Annotated in this window: 19 protein-coding genes; 18 read left to right on the top strand and 1 reads right to left on the bottom strand. The window is 43.6% G+C overall.

The features are described 5' to 3' along the window. Window positions 1-3 precede the first annotated feature (3 nt). The 11 genes from AC1DIV_RS23345 (at window position 4) to AC1DIV_RS23295 (ending at window position 11,043) form a co-directional block, all read left to right on the top strand. Complete coding sequence (locus tag AC1DIV_RS23345) at window positions 4-1,146, top strand: mannitol-1-phosphate 5-dehydrogenase (protein WP_336865584.1); 1,143 nt, start codon at window positions 4-6, stop codon at window positions 1,144-1,146. 708 nt (window positions 1,147-1,854) lie between these two features. After that, the gene (gene nikA / locus AC1DIV_RS23340) at window positions 1,855-3,384 is read left to right on the top strand and encodes a nickel ABC transporter substrate-binding protein (protein WP_323596623.1); all 1,530 of its coding nucleotides are present in this window, start codon (window positions 1,855-1,857) and stop codon (window positions 3,382-3,384) included. After that, window positions 3,385-4,338, top strand: a complete 954-nt coding sequence (nikB, locus tag AC1DIV_RS23335) for a nickel ABC transporter permease (protein ID WP_034309495.1) — start codon at window positions 3,385-3,387, stop codon at window positions 4,336-4,338. Next, window positions 4,329-5,168, top strand: a complete 840-nt coding sequence (gene nikC / locus AC1DIV_RS23330; protein WP_477577492.1) for a nickel transporter permease — start codon at window positions 4,329-4,331, stop codon at window positions 5,166-5,168. The genes nikB and nikC overlap by 10 nt, the downstream gene beginning before the upstream one ends. Beyond that, window positions 5,165-5,962 carry an ABC transporter ATP-binding protein gene (locus AC1DIV_RS23325; RefSeq protein WP_477577490.1) on the top strand — a complete coding sequence of 266 codons (798 nt, stop codon included), beginning with the start codon at window positions 5,165-5,167 and terminating at the stop codon, window positions 5,960-5,962. Before nikC ends, AC1DIV_RS23325 begins: the two co-directional genes overlap by 4 nt. Next, a complete protein-coding gene (locus AC1DIV_RS23320; protein ID WP_477577489.1) occupies window positions 5,959-6,723 on the top strand; it encodes an ABC transporter ATP-binding protein in 765 nt (254 codons plus the stop codon). The genes AC1DIV_RS23325 and AC1DIV_RS23320 overlap by 4 nt, the downstream gene beginning before the upstream one ends. A 68-nt stretch (window positions 6,724-6,791) precedes the next feature. Further along, entirely contained in the window at window positions 6,792-8,129 is a 1,338-nt protein-coding gene (locus AC1DIV_RS23315) for an MATE family efflux transporter (protein ID WP_477577487.1), read from the top strand. Further along, entirely contained in the window at window positions 8,107-8,925 is an 819-nt protein-coding gene (locus AC1DIV_RS23310; RefSeq protein ID WP_477577485.1) for a nicotianamine synthase family protein, read from the top strand. Before AC1DIV_RS23315 ends, AC1DIV_RS23310 begins: the two co-directional genes overlap by 23 nt. A gap of 139 nt (window positions 8,926-9,064) precedes the next feature. Beyond that, window positions 9,065-9,469 carry a DoxX family protein gene (locus AC1DIV_RS23305; RefSeq protein WP_063594512.1) on the top strand — a complete coding sequence of 135 codons (405 nt, stop codon included), beginning with the start codon at window positions 9,065-9,067 and terminating at the stop codon, window positions 9,467-9,469. Between the two features lie 4 nt (window positions 9,470-9,473). Then, window positions 9,474-10,319: a VOC family protein gene (locus tag AC1DIV_RS23300; RefSeq protein ID WP_477577483.1), complete on the top strand. Its 846-nt coding sequence runs from the start codon at window positions 9,474-9,476 to the stop codon at window positions 10,317-10,319. A gap of 37 nt (window positions 10,320-10,356) precedes the next feature. Further along, a complete protein-coding gene (locus AC1DIV_RS23295; protein WP_323596617.1) occupies window positions 10,357-11,043 on the top strand; it encodes an FMN-dependent NADH-azoreductase in 687 nt (228 codons plus the stop codon). 576 nt (window positions 11,044-11,619) lie between these two features. Here the strand turns inward: AC1DIV_RS23295 and AC1DIV_RS23290 are convergent. After that, window positions 11,620-13,032: a sigma-54 interaction domain-containing protein gene (locus AC1DIV_RS23290; RefSeq protein WP_477577482.1), complete on the bottom strand. Its 1,413-nt coding sequence runs from the start codon at window positions 13,030-13,032 to the stop codon at window positions 11,620-11,622. A gap of 381 nt (window positions 13,033-13,413) precedes the next feature. On the opposite strand from AC1DIV_RS23290, the gene pruA reads away from it, so the two are divergent. The 7 genes from pruA (at window position 13,414) to brnQ (ending at window position 20,946) form a co-directional block, all read left to right on the top strand. Next, window positions 13,414-14,961, top strand: coding sequence for an L-glutamate gamma-semialdehyde dehydrogenase (pruA, locus tag AC1DIV_RS23285; RefSeq protein ID WP_202316598.1), 1,548 nt, complete (start codon window positions 13,414-13,416; stop codon window positions 14,959-14,961). Window positions 14,962-14,979: 18 nt separating this feature from the next. Next, on the top strand, window positions 14,980-16,173 hold the full coding sequence (locus AC1DIV_RS23280) for an ornithine--oxo-acid transaminase (protein WP_034309472.1): 1,194 nt from the start codon (window positions 14,980-14,982) through the stop codon (window positions 16,171-16,173). Window positions 16,174-16,195: 22 nt separating this feature from the next. Beyond that, a complete protein-coding gene (locus AC1DIV_RS23275; RefSeq protein ID WP_048686806.1) occupies window positions 16,196-17,461 on the top strand; it encodes a Glu/Leu/Phe/Val family dehydrogenase in 1,266 nt (421 codons plus the stop codon). 37 nt (window positions 17,462-17,498) lie between these two features. Then, on the top strand, window positions 17,499-17,753 hold the full coding sequence (locus AC1DIV_RS23270; RefSeq protein ID WP_048686804.1) for a biotin/lipoyl attachment domain-containing protein: 255 nt from the start codon (window positions 17,499-17,501) through the stop codon (window positions 17,751-17,753). A 252-nt stretch (window positions 17,754-18,005) separates the two neighbouring features. Then, entirely contained in the window at window positions 18,006-18,452 is a 447-nt protein-coding gene (locus AC1DIV_RS23265) for a hypothetical protein (protein WP_477577480.1), read from the top strand. Between the two features lie 7 nt (window positions 18,453-18,459). Next, a complete protein-coding gene (locus AC1DIV_RS23260; protein ID WP_477577478.1) occupies window positions 18,460-19,374 on the top strand; it encodes a sigma-54 interaction domain-containing protein in 915 nt (304 codons plus the stop codon). A gap of 240 nt (window positions 19,375-19,614) precedes the next feature. Continuing rightward, entirely contained in the window at window positions 19,615-20,946 is a 1,332-nt protein-coding gene (gene brnQ / locus AC1DIV_RS23255) for a branched-chain amino acid transport system II carrier protein (protein WP_477577476.1), read from the top strand. The last annotated feature ends 46 nt before the right edge of the window (window positions 20,947-20,992 follow it).

Raw genomic sequence — 20,992 nt, 5'->3', positions numbered from 1 at the left:
GTAATGAAACAAGCAGTACATTTCGGTGCAGGAAACATTGGAAGAGGATTTATCGGAGCACTTTTTTCACAATCTGGATATCATGTGACATTTGTAGATATAGCTGATCAAATCATCGATCAGTTAAATGATAAAAAGCAATATCAAGTCAAACTGGCCACTGATCAACAAGAATCAGTCACTGTGAAAAATGTTTCGGGTTTAAACAGTTTAAAGCAGGAAGAGGAAGTCATTAAAGCAATTTCCGAAGCAACCTACCTCACCACTGCTATCGGACCCAATATTTTGCCTCATATCGCTCCCTTAATTGCAAAAGGATTAGCATCAAGAGTGAAGGAAACCGATGAAAAACTATATGTGATCGCTTGCGAAAATCAAATATCGGCAACAGACCTATTAGAAGGCTACATTCTGGAAAACCTGGATCAAGCTACGAAGGAAAAACTAGCCGATAAAGTCTACTTCTTTAACTCAGCAGTCGATCGCATCGTTCCTATCCAAAATAACGAAGGATCACTCGATGTTTTGGTGGAACCTTATTATGAATGGGTCGTTGAAACGAAGGAAAGCATACCTGCCGTTGAAGGGATGACCATTGTAAAAGAACTCGCCCCATTCATTGAGAGAAAACTGTTTACCGTTAATACAGGACATGCCGTCATTGCTTACCTCGGTTATCTCAAAAATAAAAAATCAACCATAGACCAGTCATTGGAAGACGCGAGCATTGTGGAGCAAGTCAAGAAAACCCTAGGCGAAACGGGCGCCTATTTAATAAAGCAATACGGTTTGGATGCAGGTGAGCATCAGCAGTATATCGAAAAAATCATCAATCGTTTTAAAAACTCCTACCTTAATGACTCGGTGAATAGAGTCGGACGTTCACCGCTCCGTAAACTCGGGCCAAACGACCGTCTAGTGCGCCCTGCCGTAGAAGCAAAGAAAGCCGGCCTATCCTACACTAATCTGGCGAAAGCGATAGCGGCCGCTTTACTCTTTGATTTTAACGAAGATGAAGAAGCCCTTAAACTGCAAACGATGATCAAAGAACACGGTGTAGCTTCAGCACTTAAGGAAGTTAGCGGATTGGACGAGAATAGCGAAATAACCGAAGAAGTCATCAACCACTACAACAACTTGAAATAAAAGCAGAAGAACTCCTGAAATCTTTTTCAGGAGTTTTTTACTTAATCAAAAAGCCAATCTATAGAAGGAACTGGCATCCGATAATCTATAAAACTCAAAAAAAACCTTGTAAACAGTAATCATTACGTTTTATAATGGGAGACAGTCAAGACAAGAGAGAGTGTTTTAAAGTATAAATCGTAATCGTTTTGATTTATTGGCCGAAAAGGGCTGAAAGAATGGATTGAAAAAGGAGGATTCGTGCAATAAATTGAGAATTTGGTGCAGTTTTTATAATTTGGTGCTATTGCAAGAGATTTAGAGCTGTTACTCACGAATTTAGAGCTGTTATTCACGAATTTAGAGCAAATACTCGTGAATTAGAGCAAATACTCGTGAATTTAGAGCAAACACTCGTGAGTTTGGAGCAAATACTCGTGAGTTTGGAGCAAATACTCGTGAGTTTGGAGCAATACTCGTGAATTTAGAGCAAATACTCGTGAGTTTGGAGCAAATACTCGTGAGTTTGGAGCAAATACTCGTGAGTTTAGAACATTTACTCGTGAATGGATGTTTATACTCGAGGAGGATTACATAGTTTGATTTCGGATAAGCAATCGGCGATGTGTTATGTCGTTTGTCATGATGGTAAAGCTGCAATCTAAATCGTAATCAATACGATTTTGAAACAGTCAATAAAAATAGTTGAGGTAATGGGGGAAATATATCGTGTTCAGAAAATGTAAATTGATTTTTATTGTATGTTTATCATTCTTTCTTTTGGCTGCTTGTTCCACCGAGTCTGCGAAGGATCAAGCGGGAGGGAAGAAAGAAGTGAACTTGCTTTTTAATTTTGCGACTAGCTCGCTTGATCCGAATGTTGATACTAGTTATGTGTCGCTTAGGGCTGGCATCACTGAGACATTGGTCCATCTCAATGATGAGGATTTGACCATCGAACCTTGGCTGGCGAAGAGCTGGGATAGCAAGGATGGTCAATTATGGAATTTTGAATTAAGGGAGGGTGTGACGTTTCAGAATGGAAAGCCGATGGATGGCAAAGCGGTGAAGGCTTCCTTGGAGAGGGCGATGAAAGATAGTCCGGCGATCAAGAATGCTTTGCGGATTGAGTCGATTGAAGCGGACGGAAATGCGCTGACCATTAAGACGGAGGTTCCTTTTCCTGAGTTTCCTTCTGAATTGGTTCATCCAAATACATCGATTATTGATGTGAAGGAAAGTGACTATATAAACAAGCCGATAGGAACCGGGCCATTTGCCGTTTCGAAATTCATACCAGGTACGGCTGTTGATTTAATCCGATATGAGTCTTACTGGGATGGAGCCGCAAAGCTTGAGAGAGCCAGGTTTTCGTTTAATGAAGATGCCAATGCACGGTCTCTTGCCCTTGAATCGGGAGACGCTGATATTGTTTTCCGTCCGGAAGTGGAAAGCCTGGAAAATTTAGAGGCGAAAGATGGTGTGAAGGTTGAATCGACATCGACTTTCCGCGTACATCAAATGACGATGAACTTGGAACGTAAAGCATTGCAGGACATACACGTCCGGAAGGCGGTTGATGCCTTGATCGATCGTTCATCCATTGCGGAAACGATTTTACATGGTCATGCAGAAGTGGCGACGGGGCCATTCCCATCCACTTTCTCTTTTGCTCCGGATTATCCGAAAAAAGCGAATGGAATGGAAGCCGCTAAGGCGTTTCTTGGTCAGGCGGGATATAAGAAAGTGGATGGTGTCATGCAAAAAGACGGTAAACCGTTAACGTTTACACTGCTTACATACAGTTCACGTGCCGACCTGCCGTTAATTGCCCAGGTTTTTCAATCGGATGCCGGTCAGTTGGGGATTGATGTGAAAATCAAGCAAATAGAAATCCCTGAAGAGTATATGGCTTCCAATCGCGATTGGGATTTAACGACCTACAGCAATTTAACGGCTCCGAGAGGGGATGCCGGTTATTATTTAAATGCTACTTATCATCCAAAGGGTGCCTTGAACTTCAGTGGGGCTGATGATGATCGCCTGACGTCCCTGATTGATGAGCTGAACGTGACGGTCGGGCAGGAGGAGCGCTCGGATTTAGCTGAGGAGATTGCGATGTATGTGGATGAACAAGTGTATAATTCATTCATTTTACATCCGAATACACTTGTTGCTTATGATGCCGATAAAGTTAAAAACTGGATCACTTCGAGAAGCGAATACTACATGCTGACGAATGAATTGGATGTGAAGTGAATGTTTCGCATCTTAGTCCGCCGATTCATTGAGGTCGCGATTTTTGTTCTTGTGATTACATTCATTTCTTTCCTTTTTGTTAGGCTTGCTCCAGGCGACCCGGTTCTCTCGATACTTCAAGTGGATGATGTGTCGGTCACAAACGAGCAAGTCAATGAGCTTCGTGAAGAATTAGGGTTCAATGATCCGCTGTTCGTGCAGTATGGCAATTGGTTTGCGGACTTTATCCGGTTGGATTTCGGGCATTCCTACCTGACGAATCAGCCTGTGATGGAAATGATCATGAGCGGGCTGCCTGCAACACTTGAGCTGGCAGTTGGTGCATTGCTTGTCATGCTTGGTATAGCGATTCCGTTAGGTTCGCTTGCTGCCTTGTACAGGGGGAGCTGGATCGATCAATTCAGCCGGGCCGTTTCTTTATTGGGGGCAGCCATTCCTAGCTTTTGGCTGGGGCTGCTTTTGATAGATTTATTTGCGGTACGATGGGGAGCCCTTCCAACGATGGGCAGGGACGGGTTTCGTTCTTTGATTCTGCCGTCGGTCACGCTGGGGCTGGCCATCACAAGTGTGTACGTCCGTTTGCTGCGTTCGAGCTTGATAGATTCCCTCAGTCATGATTTCATCAGGGCTGCCCGATCTAGGGGGATTTCAGAGATGCGGATATTCTTTGCCCATGCATTTCGTTATAGCTTGCCCCCGGTCATTACCGTATTCGGCGTCAGCCTTGGCAGCCTGATCGGCGGTGTAGTCGTGATCGAAGTTATTTTTGCCTATCCGGGCATAGGTAAGATGGTCGTGGACTCGATTCGGTCGCGGGATTATCCAGTCATCCAAGGGTACCTGCTGGTCATGGCCATCATTGTATTCATGGTTAATAGTGCCGTGGATTTATCTTATCGTTATTTAAATCCGGAGCTAAGACTGAAGGAAAGGAAACATGGAAAATGGAGTTAGTTATCAAAGAAAAATCCAAAAGGCGCTGGAGAATGACCGTCCTATTTGCGGTGATGGCGACAGTCCTTGCCGTTGCGGCTTACACCTTTCTTATTCTGAAACATGATCCGGCACTGGTCAATCTGGAAGAAAGGCTATGGCCGGCGAGCATGGAACATCCGTTAGGGACGGATCATCTAGGGCGTGATGTATTGACGCGCCTTCTGCTTGGCGCACAGCTGACGGTTGGCTACGGCCTCTTATCTTTGTTTGCCGCAGTTATCATCGGCGTCCCGTTCGGGATGATTGCCGGTTTTAAAGGAGGTCTGATCGATCGGGTCTTCATGCGCATGGCCGACGCGTTTCTCGCCTTCCCAGATACGATCGTTGCCATTGTTCTTAGCGGTTTATTAGGTCCGGGAATCGAAAATCTCCTGTTGGCGATCGTTCTGGTGAAATGGGTGAATTATGCCCGGCTTGTGCGAAGTACGGTGATCACCGAACGTCAGAAGGAATATGTCACAGTTGCTAAAATCAATGGATTAAGTTCATTTGGGATCATGCGGAAGCATCTATTTCCGCACCTAATCGGGAATGTGCTTGTCCTTTCTAGCCTCGATTTAGGAAAAATCATTTTGCTCATATCTTCCTTATCATATATCGGGCTCGGTGCGCAGCCGCCGGCACCGGAGTGGGGAGCCATGCTGAATGATGCCCGTCCATATTTTCAATCCAATATGTTGCTGATGATTTACCCAGGGCTCGCCATTATATTTGTCGTCCTTCTAACCAACATGCTCGGTGATTATTTGCGCGATGCATTCGATGTGAAAAAGGAGGTGGGATCATGAGCATTTTATCCGTGAGGCAGCTGCATATCATGGGAAAGCAAAATCATATCGTCAAGGATCTTTCATTAGATGTGCAGGAGGGTGAGTGGTTCGCACTTGTCGGACAAAGCGGGAGCGGCAAAAGCATGACGGCCATGGCAATAGGTCAGCTGCTTGCACCCAATCTTCAAGCAAAGGGGGAGATATGGTACGGGGAAAAGAATTTATTAACCCTATCTTCCTCAGAAATCAGGAAGGTTCGCGGAAAGCGCCTGGCCTATATTTTTCAAGATTACCAGGGTTCATTCACACCGTTCCTTACCATCGGTCAGCATTTCGACGAATATCAGCGTACACATTTGAACCTTTCCAAAAAGGCAAGGAGGCAGCAAGCGGTCAATGCGCTCATATCGGTGGGCCTGTATGAAGATATCTACGGCAGATACCCTTTTCAATTAAGCGGCGGTCAGCTTCAACGCGTATCCATTTCAATGGCCCTGCTGCTTGAACCTGATATCTTGATAGCGGATGAACCGACCACAGCCTTGGACAGTGTATCTTCCTTTAAGGTTTTACAGCTATTATCAAAGCTCCAAAAAGAAACCGGATGTGCAATCTTGTTCATTACCCATGATTTACGTCATGTCAGGAAGTATGCGGACCGCATTGCGGTCATGAAAGACGGGTCCATCATAGAGACCGGTGATAAAAATCAGGTATTGAATCATCCGCAGCATGCTTATACGAATGAACTGATTCAATCATCGCCATCATTGAGGAGAATTCCATTTAAGCTTGAAGGAGTGTCAGGATGAGTTTATTAGACGTGCGAAATGTCCATAAAAGCTATGATAACGGAGTGGAAATACTAAGGAACGTGAATTTCAGCATGGAAAGGAAGGAATGCCTCGGGTTAGTGGGGGAGAGCGGCTGCGGAAAAAGCACACTGGCAAGACTCATCCTTCAGATTGAATCTTTTGACAAGGGCAGCATCCTATTTGAAGGAACCGAGCTGCAAAACAAAAGCGAACGCAGTTTAAAACCGTATCGCAAGAACATCCAGGCGGTTTTGCAAAATCCTGCATCGGCTTTGAATCCAAAACTAAGGATAAAGGATTCACTAATGGATCCATATCTTCAATTTGGCAGCCAGGTCAATTTGAAATATTTTACGTATACAAGTGAAGCGAACTTTATCGGACATCTCCTGGAAACGGTGGAGCTTCCAAGGAGTTTTGCTGAACGTTACCCGCATGAGCTAAGCGGCGGACAAAAGCAGCGGGTGACCATTGCACGTGCAATCAGCATCGAACCGGCCCTCATTATATTGGATGAACCGGCTTCAAGCCTGGACGTGCTGTCCCAAGCGGCGGTGCTGAAATTGTTAGGCGGGCTGCGGGAGACTTTGGACACTTCCTACCTTTTTATTTCTCATGATCTATCGGCTGTACAGGAGATGAGCCAACGGATCATGGTGATGAAAGGGGGTGTTATTGTGGATTCATTCGAAAAAGAACAGCTTTTTTGCAGCGATCGCCATTCATACACAAAAGAACTGATTTCGATGTTTGAATAATGAAGTTTGAGTTTTAAATCGTAATGATTTCGATTAAATTGCAGTTTGATACTTAAGGAGGAAGTAAGGTGAATCATCGATCATATTTGGCCTTGGCCATTCCTCTGACCATATCGACGATAACGACGCCATTGATAGGCGCGGTGGACACCGCTGTTGTGGGTCAGTTGCCAAACCCTGCTTATTTAGGCGGCGTAGCTATAGGTACGGTTATATTCAATACCTTATATTGGCTGTTTGGTTTTTTACGTGTGAGCACTTCGGGATTTGCTGCACAAGCACTTGGGGCAAACGACGGAAAGCAAGGCGTTTTAGCCTTTTTAAGGCCTTTTATACTGGCGATTGTTGCAGGGGGAGGTTTCATCCTGCTTCAGGGGCCAATTGAACAGGTTTCCTTAACACTGATGAATCCCGATGCTGATGTTCGAAGATATGCGGCAGAATACTTCAGCATTCGAATATGGGGAATCCCATTCACTTTAATGAATTACGTCATCTTGGGATGGCTGATGGGGATGTCCAAGATCAAGGTTTCGCTAGTTTTACAGGTGTTCATGAACCTGATGAACATTGCCTTGGATTTCCTATTTGTTCATGGATTCCAGTGGGGTGTGCCAGGGGTAGCGATTGCGACCCTCCTTTCGGAAGTGACCGCCTTTTTCATTGGACTGATTCTTATTGTGAAAGCGTCGCCGCATCGAATGGAAATGCCCCCGTTGAAAGAGATGTTCGACCCTTCATCCATTAAGAAAATGATATCGGTGAATCGGGATTTATTCATCAGGACGCTTTGCCTGTTGGCAGTTTTTAATATCTTCACGGCAAAGGGGGCCTCATATGGGACGGAGATATTGGCGGCGAATGCCGTACTCATCCAAATTCACTATATGATGGCTTACTTCTTTGACGGGCTCGCAAATGCTTCAAGCATCCTTGTTGGAAAAGCGATTGGTGCGAGAGATAAGCACTTATATAAAAAGACCCTGATCCTGTCGTTGCAGTGGGGTGTTCTGTCCTCCATGTTGCTCGCTGTCAGTTACTATTTATGCGGTGATGCCATCCTAGCACTTTTCACAAGGATACCAAGTGTCATTGAGCTGGCAAACATTTATGGAATCTGGCTTATTTTGTTTCCTTTAACGGCCAGTGTAGGCATCGTTTTCTACGGTGTTTTTACTGGGGCAACAGAAGCTGCCCCGATTCGTAACTCGATGATTTATTCCTTGATTGCCTTTATGATAACACTTTATATTTTTGTCCCGGCCTATCAAAACCATGCATTATGGCTGGCCTTTACAGTATTCAGCCTAGGACGTTCGGTATTTTTGGCATTGTATATACCACGGTTAAGCGAAAAAATATTTCCAAATAGGAGTGTGCGCCTTGAAAACGATCAAATGGTCTAGAAATCAGGAAAAAATCATTCATACATATATGGATACTTATAAAATTTTACTAGAAGAAGATGATTTATCACCAAATAACGAAATCATTAATCGCGTTTTGACCGAACTGGTTTCGATGATATCGAAACCTTTGGACCAGCATGTGGCAGATGAAATTCTTAACCATGATGAAATCCGATCGATTCGGGATACCATGCTTGAAAAGCTGACGATTGCTGAAACGTTGATGGAGAATCATTATGCCGAATTATTCGTTGGCCGTGTGAACTCCCTGGATGACTTCCGTTCTTTCATTTATTGGGATAACTACAAAGAACTGATTCAAACGGAAATCAATGAATTGAATAAGGTGAAAAATGATATTCGATCATTTGCATTTGTAGGGACGGGGCCTCTGCCATTAAGTCCTTTGCTGCTAAAACGGGAGTTGGGTGCGAAAATGACATGTCTCGATATTGATGAACAAGCCCATTCACTTGGCCGGCGCATCGTCCAAGAACTGGATAAAGAAGGGGATTCAGACTATATCTTGAATGATGGCGCCCTTCATGACTACACGGAGTTCGACCTGGTGTGGATTGCCAGCCTGGTTCCTAATAAAGAAGAAATAATGGAACGGATATATCAGACAAACCCTGATGCAACCGTCGCAATACGGTCGGTGGACGGCATTCATCAATTATTATATGAACCCGCTGATGCAACAAAATTCAGTAAGGTGGCATGTGAGGAAGTCGGGAGAACCATTGCGGATTCTTTCATCATCAATTCAACCATTTATTACACATTTAAATAGTGGCACCATGGAACGAGTTGCTTCGGCAATTCGTTTTTATTTAGGGAAAAAAGAAATTCCAATAAACTTACTTGACATTATAAGCTTATGAAAATATAATTACTTACATAAAGTAACCGACAAAAAGGAGAATTCATACATGAATAAAAATGATGCAGCCCATGTTTTTTTAAGGGTGATATTAGGTCTTACTTTTTTCATTCACGGCGTTTCAAAGTTTCAAGGGGGCATAGGAAATACGGCGGGATTTTTTGATAGCCTTGGCATTCCTGGCTTCATGGCTTACATCGTTGCAGGAATCGAATTGATCGGAGGACTTGCGGTTATACTGGGTTTGGGAACACGAATCGTTTCCGTCCTATTTGCGGTCATTATGGCGGGGGCGATTTTCACGGCTAAATTACCTGCCGGTTTTCTAGGAAACGGGCAAGCGGCGGGTTACGAATTGGACTTGGCACTGCTTGCGATGTCTGTCTATCTAGCATGTGCCAACCGCACGGTTCTTTCTTTGGATAACGTGATTTTCAATAAAAAAGGGAAGTGACAATATGGAGAAATTTCACCAAAAACCAATTACATTTGTTGGCGAAGTCAGTATAAATGTTTTGGATTTGAATAAGGCCATTCTGTTTTATCAAGAAATCATAGGTCTTCAAGTATTGAAGAAAACCGACCGGCAAGCTGTTTTGACGACAGACGGAAAAACCCCGTTGCTGATACTTGAGCAGCCTGCGGATGTGATTCCGAAAGAAGGGCGGACGACGGGCTTATATCACTTTGCCCTGTTGCTGCCGAGCCGTTCCGACTTATCGATTTTTTTACGCCATTTACTTCAAACGAAATATCCATTTGGAGCGGCGGATCATGAAGTGAGTGAAGCGCTGTACATTACCGATCCGGATGGAAATGGCATCGAAGTATACTCTGACCGGCCATCAGCTGATTGGAGATGGGCCGGCGGGGAGGTCGAAATGGGCACAGATCCGTTGGATGGGAATGACCTGCTGAAAGAAAGCGATGGGGAGTGGAGCAAACTGCCTGCAGGTACCTTGATGGGGCATATACATCTGCATGTAGCGGATTTACGTAAAACGGAGGAGTTTTACATGCAAGGTCTTGGGTTTACCGTCGTGAATCGATATGGAGGAGCGCTCTTTACTTCAACCGGCGGATATCATCATCACATCGGATTGAACACATGGAATGGCGTTGGTGCCCCTGCCCCGAAGGAAAATAGTGTGGGGCTAAACTGGTATACACTCGTTTATGCAGATGAAGAAGCGAGAAACAAAGTAACGGAGCAACTGGAAGGAATCGGGGCTGTCGTCACGGAAAAAGAAGGGTTTTTCGCTGTAACAGATCCGTCAGGCAATGAGATTCATTTAGTCGTCTAAACTATAAAAATAAATAGAAAGCAATGGTGAGAGGATAATGGGATTCTTAAGCAGATTATTTGGAAATAAAGAAGCCGCGGCAGAAGAGAATGGGAAAATGACAAAAGTGTTATTCGTGAAAGTGAACGATCGTCCCGCAGATCAGGCAATCAGCTCGAAAATGTATGACACATTCTTACAAACATATAAAGAGACACACCGTGCGGATGAAGTGACCGAGCTGGATTTATTTAAAGAAGAGCTTCCTTACTATGGAAATACGGCGATTACCGGACTATATAAACGCAACCAAGGTCTTGAACTGACAGCTGAAGAGGAAAGTGCCGCAAAACTGGTTGACCAATATTTAAATCAATTCATGGCCATGGATAAAGTGGTATTCGCTTTCCCTCTATGGAACTCAACGGTTCCTGCACCGTTAATCACCTATCTTTCTTATTTGGCACAAGCCGGTAAAATGTTCAATTATACGGCGGAAGGTCCTGTCGGGTATGCTGGAGATAAAAAAGTCATGCTATTGAATGCCCGCGGTTCTGATTATGCATTAGAAGGAATGGCTTCCGCTGAAATGGCCGTGAGTTTAGTGAAAAATATCATTGGGCTATGGGGAATCAACAATCCGGAGACCGTGGTCATTGAAGGCCATAATCAGTATCCGGATCGGTCACAAAAAATCATCGCGGATGGTTTGGAAAACGTTGCAAAAGCCGCTGAAGCATTCTGATTGCAAAGCGAAAAGAATAGCAGGCAAAGAAAGGCCTCCATATCAATGGGGGCCTTTAGTCTGTAGACAAATTCGTGGAAGCGACATTGCCTGCCGTTTTTTATTTGAAAAACATTTCAGCTGATTTCTGAAATCCGCTCCTTTTCCGCCGACTGTCTGCCAAGCCTCCTCGACGTCAAGCGTCTGCGGGGTCTTGGCTAGCCAGTATTTCGGCAGGAGTGTCGCAAATTTCTTCAATGAGGGTTATTCCCATATAAATGAATACAAAATCATGGAGTATAACCAACTCTTGTTTTTAATTCATTGTAATCATTTCCTCGTTAAATTCTTGTTAGGGATTCGGAATGTGACCAACCTAAAGTTTTTATAAAAAACATTCCATTTGATTGGAGCGGGTGTTCGAGACTCCTGCGGGAAAAGCGAGTCCAAGGGAGACCCCACAGGCGCAAGGAGCGCCGAGGAGGCTCCCGGACCGAGTGCCTGGAGTGGAGATCAACTTCCTAAACCCGCTCCCTTTCCGCCGAAAACTGAAGGCCCTCCATATCAATGGGGGCCTCCTTTTATGCAGGGATGGTGTTATTTGACCTGATACTTTTTCAAACGGTATTGAAGGCTTTGGCGGCTAATATTCAGGGCCTTGGCTGCTTGGGAGATATTCATGCCATGTTCCTTCAATATCTTCTCCAAGTATTGCTTTTCAGTATTGGCGATATAATCATCAAGAGATAAGGGCGATTCCTGTAAATCTCCATTTGCATGAGTCTCTTTTCTTCCGGGATGAATGTCTTCCAAATGGGCTTTCTTCCTAAATAGAGCAGGAAGGTGGGGTATGGAAATCTTTGTATCGCCAGGTTCCATTAAATTCATGGCCCCCTCAATGATATGTTCAAGTTCCCTTACGTTCCCGGGCCAGTCGTAATCATAAAAAAGCGAGTAGACTTCTTCGCTGATCCCTTCTATATTCAATTCGAACAGCGCATTGAATTTCTCGATGAAGGATTGCGCCAGCAAAGGAATATCCTCTTTCCGTTCACGAAGAGGCGGGATGAATAACGAAACGACACTTAATCGGTAGTATAAATCCTTTCGTAAATGGTCATTTGAAATGGCATCTATCGGATCTTCATTTATCGTTGCAATGACCCTAACGTCGATTTGTTTATCCTTAGTATCCCCAACGCGGCGAATCGTCCTTTCTTGAAGGGCCCGTAATAATTTCGCTTGCATGTTCGGATTTAATGAGTTGATTTCATCTAGCAGGATGGTACCGCCCTGTGCCTGTTCGAATAATCCAGGCCGTTCGATCGATCCGGTGAAGGCGCCTTTCTTTGTGCCGAAGAGTATTCCTTCAATTAGACTATCTGGCAGGGCAGCACAGTTTTGGCTGATGAAAGGTTGTGTCGAACGGCTGCTGCCATTATGGATGCTTTGGGCGAAGAGCTCTTTTCCGGTGCCCGTTTCCCCAACGATGAGGATGGAGGATGCCGTCCTGGTCGAGCGCTTGCACTTTTCTATGACTTCCAGGAAATTTTCACTCGTTCCGATGATGCTGTCAAAGGTATATTTGGTATCGCCCTTATTCAATATATTATCTTTAATGATTCTTTCCAGATTCGTTATATCCTTTGCCACTTCAATGGCCCCGATGATATTTTGCTTTTGATCCAAAATCGGAAACGTATTATTGATTGTTGTAATTTCCTGACCAAGATTATTGAAGTAGGTCTGCTTCGAGTTCTCGGTTGTCTTCCCCGAATGAAGAGCCCTTATTAATGTACTCTCCGTTTCTTCCTTGAATTTAAAGATTTCGTGAATCTTCTTCCCTAACACTTCTTCTGAATCCATTCCTTCGATTTCTGCCATTTTCTTGTTATATACAATCGTCCGCCCCTTTATATCGATTATATGTATCCCTGTATCGATTACATCCACAAGCGAATAGAGGATGGATTGGAAACCATCTATTTTAATGATTTGATCTAAATTCATGAATGCCTCCCGTTTTTCTTCTTTTCTTAGAGTTATTGTAGAGGAATTGAAGCAAAGGCGCAAATAAAATTTGCACAGCAAGATTATTTTGCATTGAAGTGCAAAAATATTTTGCAGAAAAAGTTCAAAAATGCTGTTTTTTATGGTTTTTCTAGTTGGCATGAAATTTGCATTAATAAAAAGTGTAAGGTTTAAGCGACAAAAATAGGGATTAGAGCAAAAAATAATGGCATACTATGTCAATTTTGCCCTTGAAGTGCTGAATTTCATTGCGTTTTTAAAGAAAAAACATAATTTTTTCGAAAAAATGAAAAGTTGGCACGGAACTTGCTTGTTAAATAAGGGAGAAGTAAAAACATAAATTTAGGGAGATGAGACATAATGGTCCAAACATATAAACACGAACCATTTACTAATTTTAAAATCGAAGAAAACAATAAAGCTTTTCAAGCGGCATTGAATGATGTAGCTAATGATCTAGGGAAGAAATATCCGCTGATCATTAATGGTGAAAAAGTGTTTACTGATGAAGTCATTACCTCTGTAAACCCAGCAAATAAAGAAGAAGTTATCGGAACCGTATCCAAAGCAAATAAAGATCTTGCAGAGCAAGCGATGCAAGCGGCAGATAAGACATTCCAAACTTGGAGAAAAACGAAAGCGGAAGTGCGTGCAAACATTTTATTCAGGGCTGCAGCGATCGTTCGCAGAAGAAAACACTATTTCTCGGCTCTATTGGTTAAAGAAGCAGGGAAGCCTTGGAATGAGGCGGATGCAGATACAGCGGAAGCGATCGACTTCATGGAATACTATGCACGTCAAATGCTGAAGCTTAAAGACGGCATGCCAGTGGAAAGCCGTCCGATTGAACACAATGCTTTCAATTATATTCCGCTTGGTGTCGGTGTCATCATCTCACCTTGGAACTTCCCGTTTGCGATCATGGCAGGCATGACGACGGCTGCTCTTGTTTCAGGTAATACAGTCTTATTGAAACCGGCCAGTACAACACCGGTCATTGCAGCTAAATTCATCGAAGTGCTGGAAGAAGCGGGCATGCCTGCAGGAGTTGTGAACTTCATTCCAGGAAGCGGTGCCGAAGTAGGCGATTATTTAGTAGATCATCCTCGTACACGTTTCATCAGCTTTACCGGATCTCGTGATGTCGGTATCCGTATTTATGAGCGTGCGGCAAAAGTACATGAAGGCCAAATCTGGTTAAAACGTGTCATCGCTGAAATGGGCGGTAAAGATACGATCGTTGTTGATAAAGAGGCTGATCTGGAATTGGCGGCACAATCAATCGTCGCTTCTGCATTTGGATTCTCCGGTCAAAAATGTTCTGCTTGTTCACGTGCTGTCATAGTGGAAGATGTATATGACCAAGTCTTGAATCGTGCCATTGAATTAACGAAAGAAAAAACGATCGGGGAACCAACAGATCTAAACAACTTCATGGGTCCGGTCATCGATCAAGCAGCTTACGATAAAGTCATGAGCTACGTTGAAATCGGTAAAGAAGAAGGGAAAATTGTAACAGGGGGAGAAGGAGACAATTCAAAAGGTTTCTTCATCCAGCCAACTATCATTGCCGATGTGGATGAGAACGCACGTGTGATGAAAGAAGAGATTTTCGGACCGGTGGTTGCATTCTGTAAGGCAAAAGATTTCAATCATGCAATCGAGATTGCCAATAATACGGATTATGGATTAACGGGTGCAGTCATCTCTAACAACATTGAACATATCGAACAAGCGCGTGAGGATTTCCACGTAGGTAACTTGTACTTCAATCGCGGCTGTACTGGTGCCATTGTAGGATACCAGCCATTTGGCGGATTCAATATGTCAGGTACGGATTCAAAAGCGGGCGGTCCTGATTATCTAGTTCTTCACCTTCAAGGTAAAACAACATCTGAAACGCTATAAATTTTAGGGGGAATCAACATGACAACTTTAACGGAAAAATTAATCGAGCAAACAGAACAATATGGTGCAAACAATTATAATCCACTTCCAATCGTCATTTCGAAGGCAGAAGGAGTTTGGGTGGAAGATCCTGAAGGCAACAAATATATGGATATGCTTAGTGCCTATTCAGCAGTGAACCAAGGCCACAGGCATCCGAAAATCATCGACGAATTAAAAAAACAAGCTGATCGCGTAACATTGACATCCCGTGCATTCCATAGTGATAAATTAGGACCATGGTATGAAATGGTTTCACGCATTACGCAAAAAGACATGGCACTGCCTATGAATACAGGTGCTGAAGCCGTTGAAACAGCCATCAAAGCTGTTAGACGCTGGGGCTATGATGTTAAGGGAATCGCAGAAAACCAAGCTGAAATCATTGCTTGTATCGGGAACTTCCATGGCCGTACGATGGCAGCCGTGTCCTTGTCATCCGATGATGAATATAGAAGGGGCTTTGGACCGATGCTGCCAGGGATCAAGCTTATCCCTTACGGCGATCTTGATGCATTGAAAGAAGCGATTACACCGCAAACGGCTGGATTTTTAATCGAACCGATTCAAGGTGAAGCGGGAATCATCATTCCGCCACAAGGATTCTTAAAAGAAGCTTACGACTTATGTAAAGAAAATAATGTCCTATTCGTTTCTGATGAAATTCAGTCAGGACTTGGACGTTCAGGAAAAATGTTCGCCTCTGACTGGGATGGAGTAGTTCCTGATATGTACATTTTAGGTAAAGCGCTGGGCGGCGGGGTTTTCCCAATCTCTTGCGTAGCTGCGAACCGTGAAATCCTTGGCGTATTCAATCCTGGTTCCCATGGTTCTACATTCGGCGGCAATCCATTGGCATGTGCGGTTTCCATCGCTTCATTGGAAGTCCTTGAAGAAGAGAAGCTTGCGGAACGTTCATTGGAGCTTGGGCAATACTTTATGGATAGTTTAAAAGAAATCAAGAATCCAATGATTAAAGATATCCGCGGTCGAGGCTTATTCATCGGAGTCGAATTAACAGAAGCAGCAAGACCTTATTGTGAGCAGCTTAAAGAAGAAAAACTGCTATGTAAAGAAACACATGATACAGTTATCCGTTTTGCTCCGCCATTAGTGATTACTAAAGAAGACTTGGATTGGGCAATCGAACGCATTAAAAAAGTTTTATCCTAATATACCTATGAGGTGAATTCCATTGAGTACAACAATCAAAGAAGAAAAAGAAACTGCCAGCTTGCTTGATTCAACACAGGTCGTAATCAAGGAGGCGCTGGATAAGCTTGGCTATTCTGAAGAAGTGTTCGAGCTTTTGAAGGAACCTCTGCGGATGCTGACCGTCCGTATCCCAATTAAGATGGATGACAATTCGACGAAGATTTTCACAGGATACCGTGCCCAGCACAACGATGCTGTCGGTCCGACGAAAGGCGGAATCCGTTTTCATCCTGAAGTCGATGAGGAAGAAGTCAAGGCACTTTCAATGTGGATGAGTTTGAAATGCGGAATCGTGAATCTACCATATGGCGGAGGAAAAGGCGGCATCATCTGTGATCCGCGCCAAATGTCAATCGGTGAATTGGAAAGGCTTAGCCGTGGATACGTTCGGGCAATCAGCCAAATAGTGGGGCCGACTAAAGATATCCCGGCCCCGGATGTTTATACGAATTCACAAATCATGGCATGGATGATGGACGAGTACAGTAGAATAAGAGAACACGATTCTCCTGGTTTCATTACAGGTAAGCCACTGGTACTGGGCGGTTCACACGGCAGGGAAAAGGCGACTGCACAAGGTGTCACCATCTGTATCGAGGAAGCGGCAAAGCGTAAGGGCATAGAATTGAAAGGTGCACGCATCATCGTCCAAGGGTTTGGGAATGCAGGAAGCTTTTTGGCCAAATTCATGCATGATGCAGGTGCGAAAGTGATTGGCATATCGGACGCATATGGTGCCATCTATAAACCTGAGGGTCTGGATATCGATTACTTACTTGATAAAAGGGATAGCTTTGGAACAGTAACGACACTATTCGATCATACAATCACCAACCAGGAACTTCTGGAACAAGATTGTGATATTTTAGTGCCTGCTGCCATTTCAAATCAAATCACCAAAGAAAATGCCCATCTTATCAAAGCCCAAATTGTCGTCGAGGCCGCGAATGGACCTACCACATTGGAGGCAACCAAGATCTTGACGGAACGCAATGTGCTTCTCGTACCTGATGTATTGGCAAGTTCAGGCGGTGTGACAGTTTCTTACTTCGAATGGGTTCAAAATAATCAAGGTTATTATTGGGAAGATGAAGAGGTCCAAACCAAATTAAAAGCGTTATTGGTCAACTCATTTAATCAAATATATGAAATGTCCGAGACGAGAAAAGTGGATATGAGGCTGGCAGCGTATATGGTGGGTGTCAGAAAAATGGCAGAAGCCTCGATATTCCGCGGCTGGGTATAAGCTATAGTCTAATAATGGGGAGTGGAGGAGTGATTCCGTGTTAAAACCGATTCATACCATCGAGTGTGCTCAAGATGGGACCGTCGAACAAGTTTACGTTCAAAAGGATTCCTATGTTTATGAATGGGAAAGGCTCTTTTTAGTGAAGACGGAAGATGGGAAATTGATTGATGTTTCAATAGGTGCCAGTGGTCACATTACTGAAATTAATGTTTCGGCAGGGGATCCTATTAATAGAAAGCTTCCTTTAGCTTTGCTCCAAGACGATTTTGTTATAACTGGCTCTGATTGAATATAGGAAAGAGGGTGTTCCAAAGGCGGAAGCGATTTCTGCTTTGGGATGCTCTTTTTTTTGTTGTGATCATTTATAAGGCGGTGACAAAGCCAGGAAAAAGTTTGAAAAGAAAAAACGCCCTGTTTCATGGTAAAATATCAGAATGATTGGACAATGCACCAAGCAGATCCTAGCCAAGAAGTAATAAGTGAATGGACCAATCTGCGGAGGCTTGGCAGGGTTTTGTAAAGTCGGGAGGAGGCTGGAAGGGTGAATATGGATGTGGATATATTCAGGCGATTATCCGATTTTGATAATGTTTTGGTCGTAGATGATAAAGGGATGATCATTTTTTATGATATGGCAGATTTAAATGTCCTTATGGAGCTTGGGATAAGGCCGGAAGAATTCATGGGGAAGAGTGTCACTTCCTTTTATAAAAACATCACGAACGAAAATAGTACGCTGATGAATGTGTTAAGGACGGGAAAACCGTTATGTAATATAAAACAAGAGATGATCACCAAAACGGGAGAGGTCATCGAAACGATCAATTCCACATATCCGATAGCCGAAAACGGTAAAATCATTGGGGCCGTAGAATTCTCTAAGCGTTTCTTTTCCAAGGATGCCATCCAATACTTGGACAAATATTCGAGCCATAAAATCTTCAGGAGAAATAATACCGTTTATACGGTCGATGATATTCACAGTTAACCCTAAAATGGAAAGCATTAAAGATAAACTGGGAAGAATTGCACGAACGACCTCAAATGTTTTGATCGTTGGGGAAACGGGCACAGGGAAAGAGCTTATCGCCCAGGCGATCCATAATTTAAGCGATCGTTTTGGAAAGCCCTTCATATCACTTAACTGCAGTGCGGTTCCTGCCAGTCTATGGGAAAGCACTTTGTTTGGTACGAATAAAGGGAGCTTCACCGGGTCGGAAGACATGCCGGGTCTATTCGAACAGGCGGAAGGCGGGACTTTATTTCTGGATGAAATCAATTCCCTGGATATGAATCTTCAGGTGAAGCTCCTGAAGGCGATTGAAGAGAAAACGATCAGGAGACTGGGCGGGAAGAAAAATATCCGCTTGGACATTAGGGTGATTTCAGCAACGAATGAGGTACCGGATATTTTACTGGCGGAGAAACGGTTGCGGGAAGATTTATTCTATAGAATTGGTGTCGTGCAGATTGACCTGCCAAACTTGATGGAAAGAAAAGAGGATATAGAAGTCCTTGTCGATCATTATCTGAATTTTTACAACAATACGATGAATATCTTTATAGACGGTGTTCAGGAAGAAGTGCTCCAATGCTTCAAAAGATATCCATGGCCAGGGAATATCAGGGAATTGAAAAATGCGGTCGAGACGGCATATAATCATGTCCAGTCCAGTAAAATCACCCTTGATGATATTCCTGGAAGAATCAGAGATTATACGGAAGCTCCAATGGCTGATAACAACAGCCTTCATGTGGATTCCTTAAAAGATGCGGTTCAACAATATGAAAAAGAGATCATTGTGCGTCAATTGAAAAATACGAATGGGAAAATTGCAGAATCTGCCAGACAACTTGGCATCTCCAAGCAATTATTGAAATACAAAATGGAAAAACATAAATTGCGGTAAAAATTTTTTTACGCTAGAGGGAAAAATTTCACCACTTCTTAATGGATTTGGGTAATCAAAGGGTCACATTCTATATGCTAAATAGAATCGTGACCCTTTTTTGCTTTGTGTGCAGGGTCATATGCCAGTAATGTTAAAAATAATTAAAATATTGTTAAGATTGGCACGAGATTTGCTTATATAACTGATAGGCGTATTAAAAATAGTTTCATTGAATGATAAAAAAATAGAGGTGAATGGATGAAGACAAACAAGATAGTACGTGACAGCCTTATTTTTGGTTTTGCTTTATTTGCCGTATTTTTTGGGGCTGGCAACCTGATTTTTCCTCCGTCGATCGGACTTGCATCAGGGTCGGATTGGCTTCCGGCGCTAGCGGGCTTCATTCTTACCGGAATTGTACTCCCTATACTGGGTGTTGTGGCGGTCCTGAATTCAAAAGGAAAATTTGAAGAACTGACAAGGCCGATCAGCCCCTGGTTTTATAAGGTATTCAATCTGGTCGTCATGATTGGGATTGCGATGCTCGTCACTGTACCCAGGACAGCCGCCACGACACATGAGATGGGGGTTCATACATTATTCCCGAATGTACCTTCTTTCGTGACGATGCTCGTTTTCTTTGGATTGAATTTTTATTTTGCCAGCGATCGCTCCAATCTCATTGATAAAGTCGGACAAGTGCTAACGCCTGCCCTGTTCGCGATCCTTCTTTTTATCGTCATCAAAGGCACATTCGATCCATTGGGGGCGCCAGTAAATACGGAAATCCAAAATCCGTTTGGCCACTCGTTTTTTAGTGCTTATCAGACCGGTGACGTGTTTACGGGCCTTCTTTGTGCCTCGGTTTTCATTGGCTCGATTGCAGCTAAAGGATATGCGGAACCTTCCAAAATGAAGCAAGTGGTCATGAACGGAACCATAGTGGCTGGTTTGGGATTGCTCATCATATACGGAGGGCTTCTATATATCGGTGCTACAGGAAGCGGATTATTTCCAAATGAAATGGAGAGTGCGCAGCTGGTGACGGGCCTGGTTTATAAACTGCTTGGGGATTACGGCACCGTTGCATTGGCTATAGCGGTTTCATTAGCATGCCTTACCACCTCAATTGGAATAACCGCTTCAATAGCAGATTTCCTTAGCGGGCTGACAAAACAGAAAGTGAGTTACCGCAATTGGGTAATCGTCGTTTGTACCACTGGAGTGTTGATGGGGCTAATGGGTGTCGAAAAGATCATCGACTATTCGGTACCTTTATTCATGGGAATTTACCCTGTTTCGATCGTGATTGTTTTACTTGGCGTTTTCCGCAGGTACATCCCAAACGCGGGTGCCTATAAGGGGTCGGTCCTGGCCACTTTCATCATCAGTTTATGCGAAACATTGGATAGCATCGGTATCCATATGGGATTCATGAATGATTTCATTTCCATCATACCATTCAGTGCAAATGGGTTTGCATGGCTCATTCCAGCCGTACTGGGATTCGTTGCGGGAATGCTCATTCACCGAAAACAGGCTCAGGAAATTTCTTCAAGCCCCATGGCTGGTGAAAACCATTCATCTTAAATGTTGGGAAACGGCATAAAGTTTAATTATGGAAGGATGAAGGGAA

The organism is Peribacillus sp. 05N428 (assembly GCF_056397085.1).
Note: the sequence above shows the minus strand (reverse complement) of the source record. Positions and strands in the feature narration are given on the sequence as shown.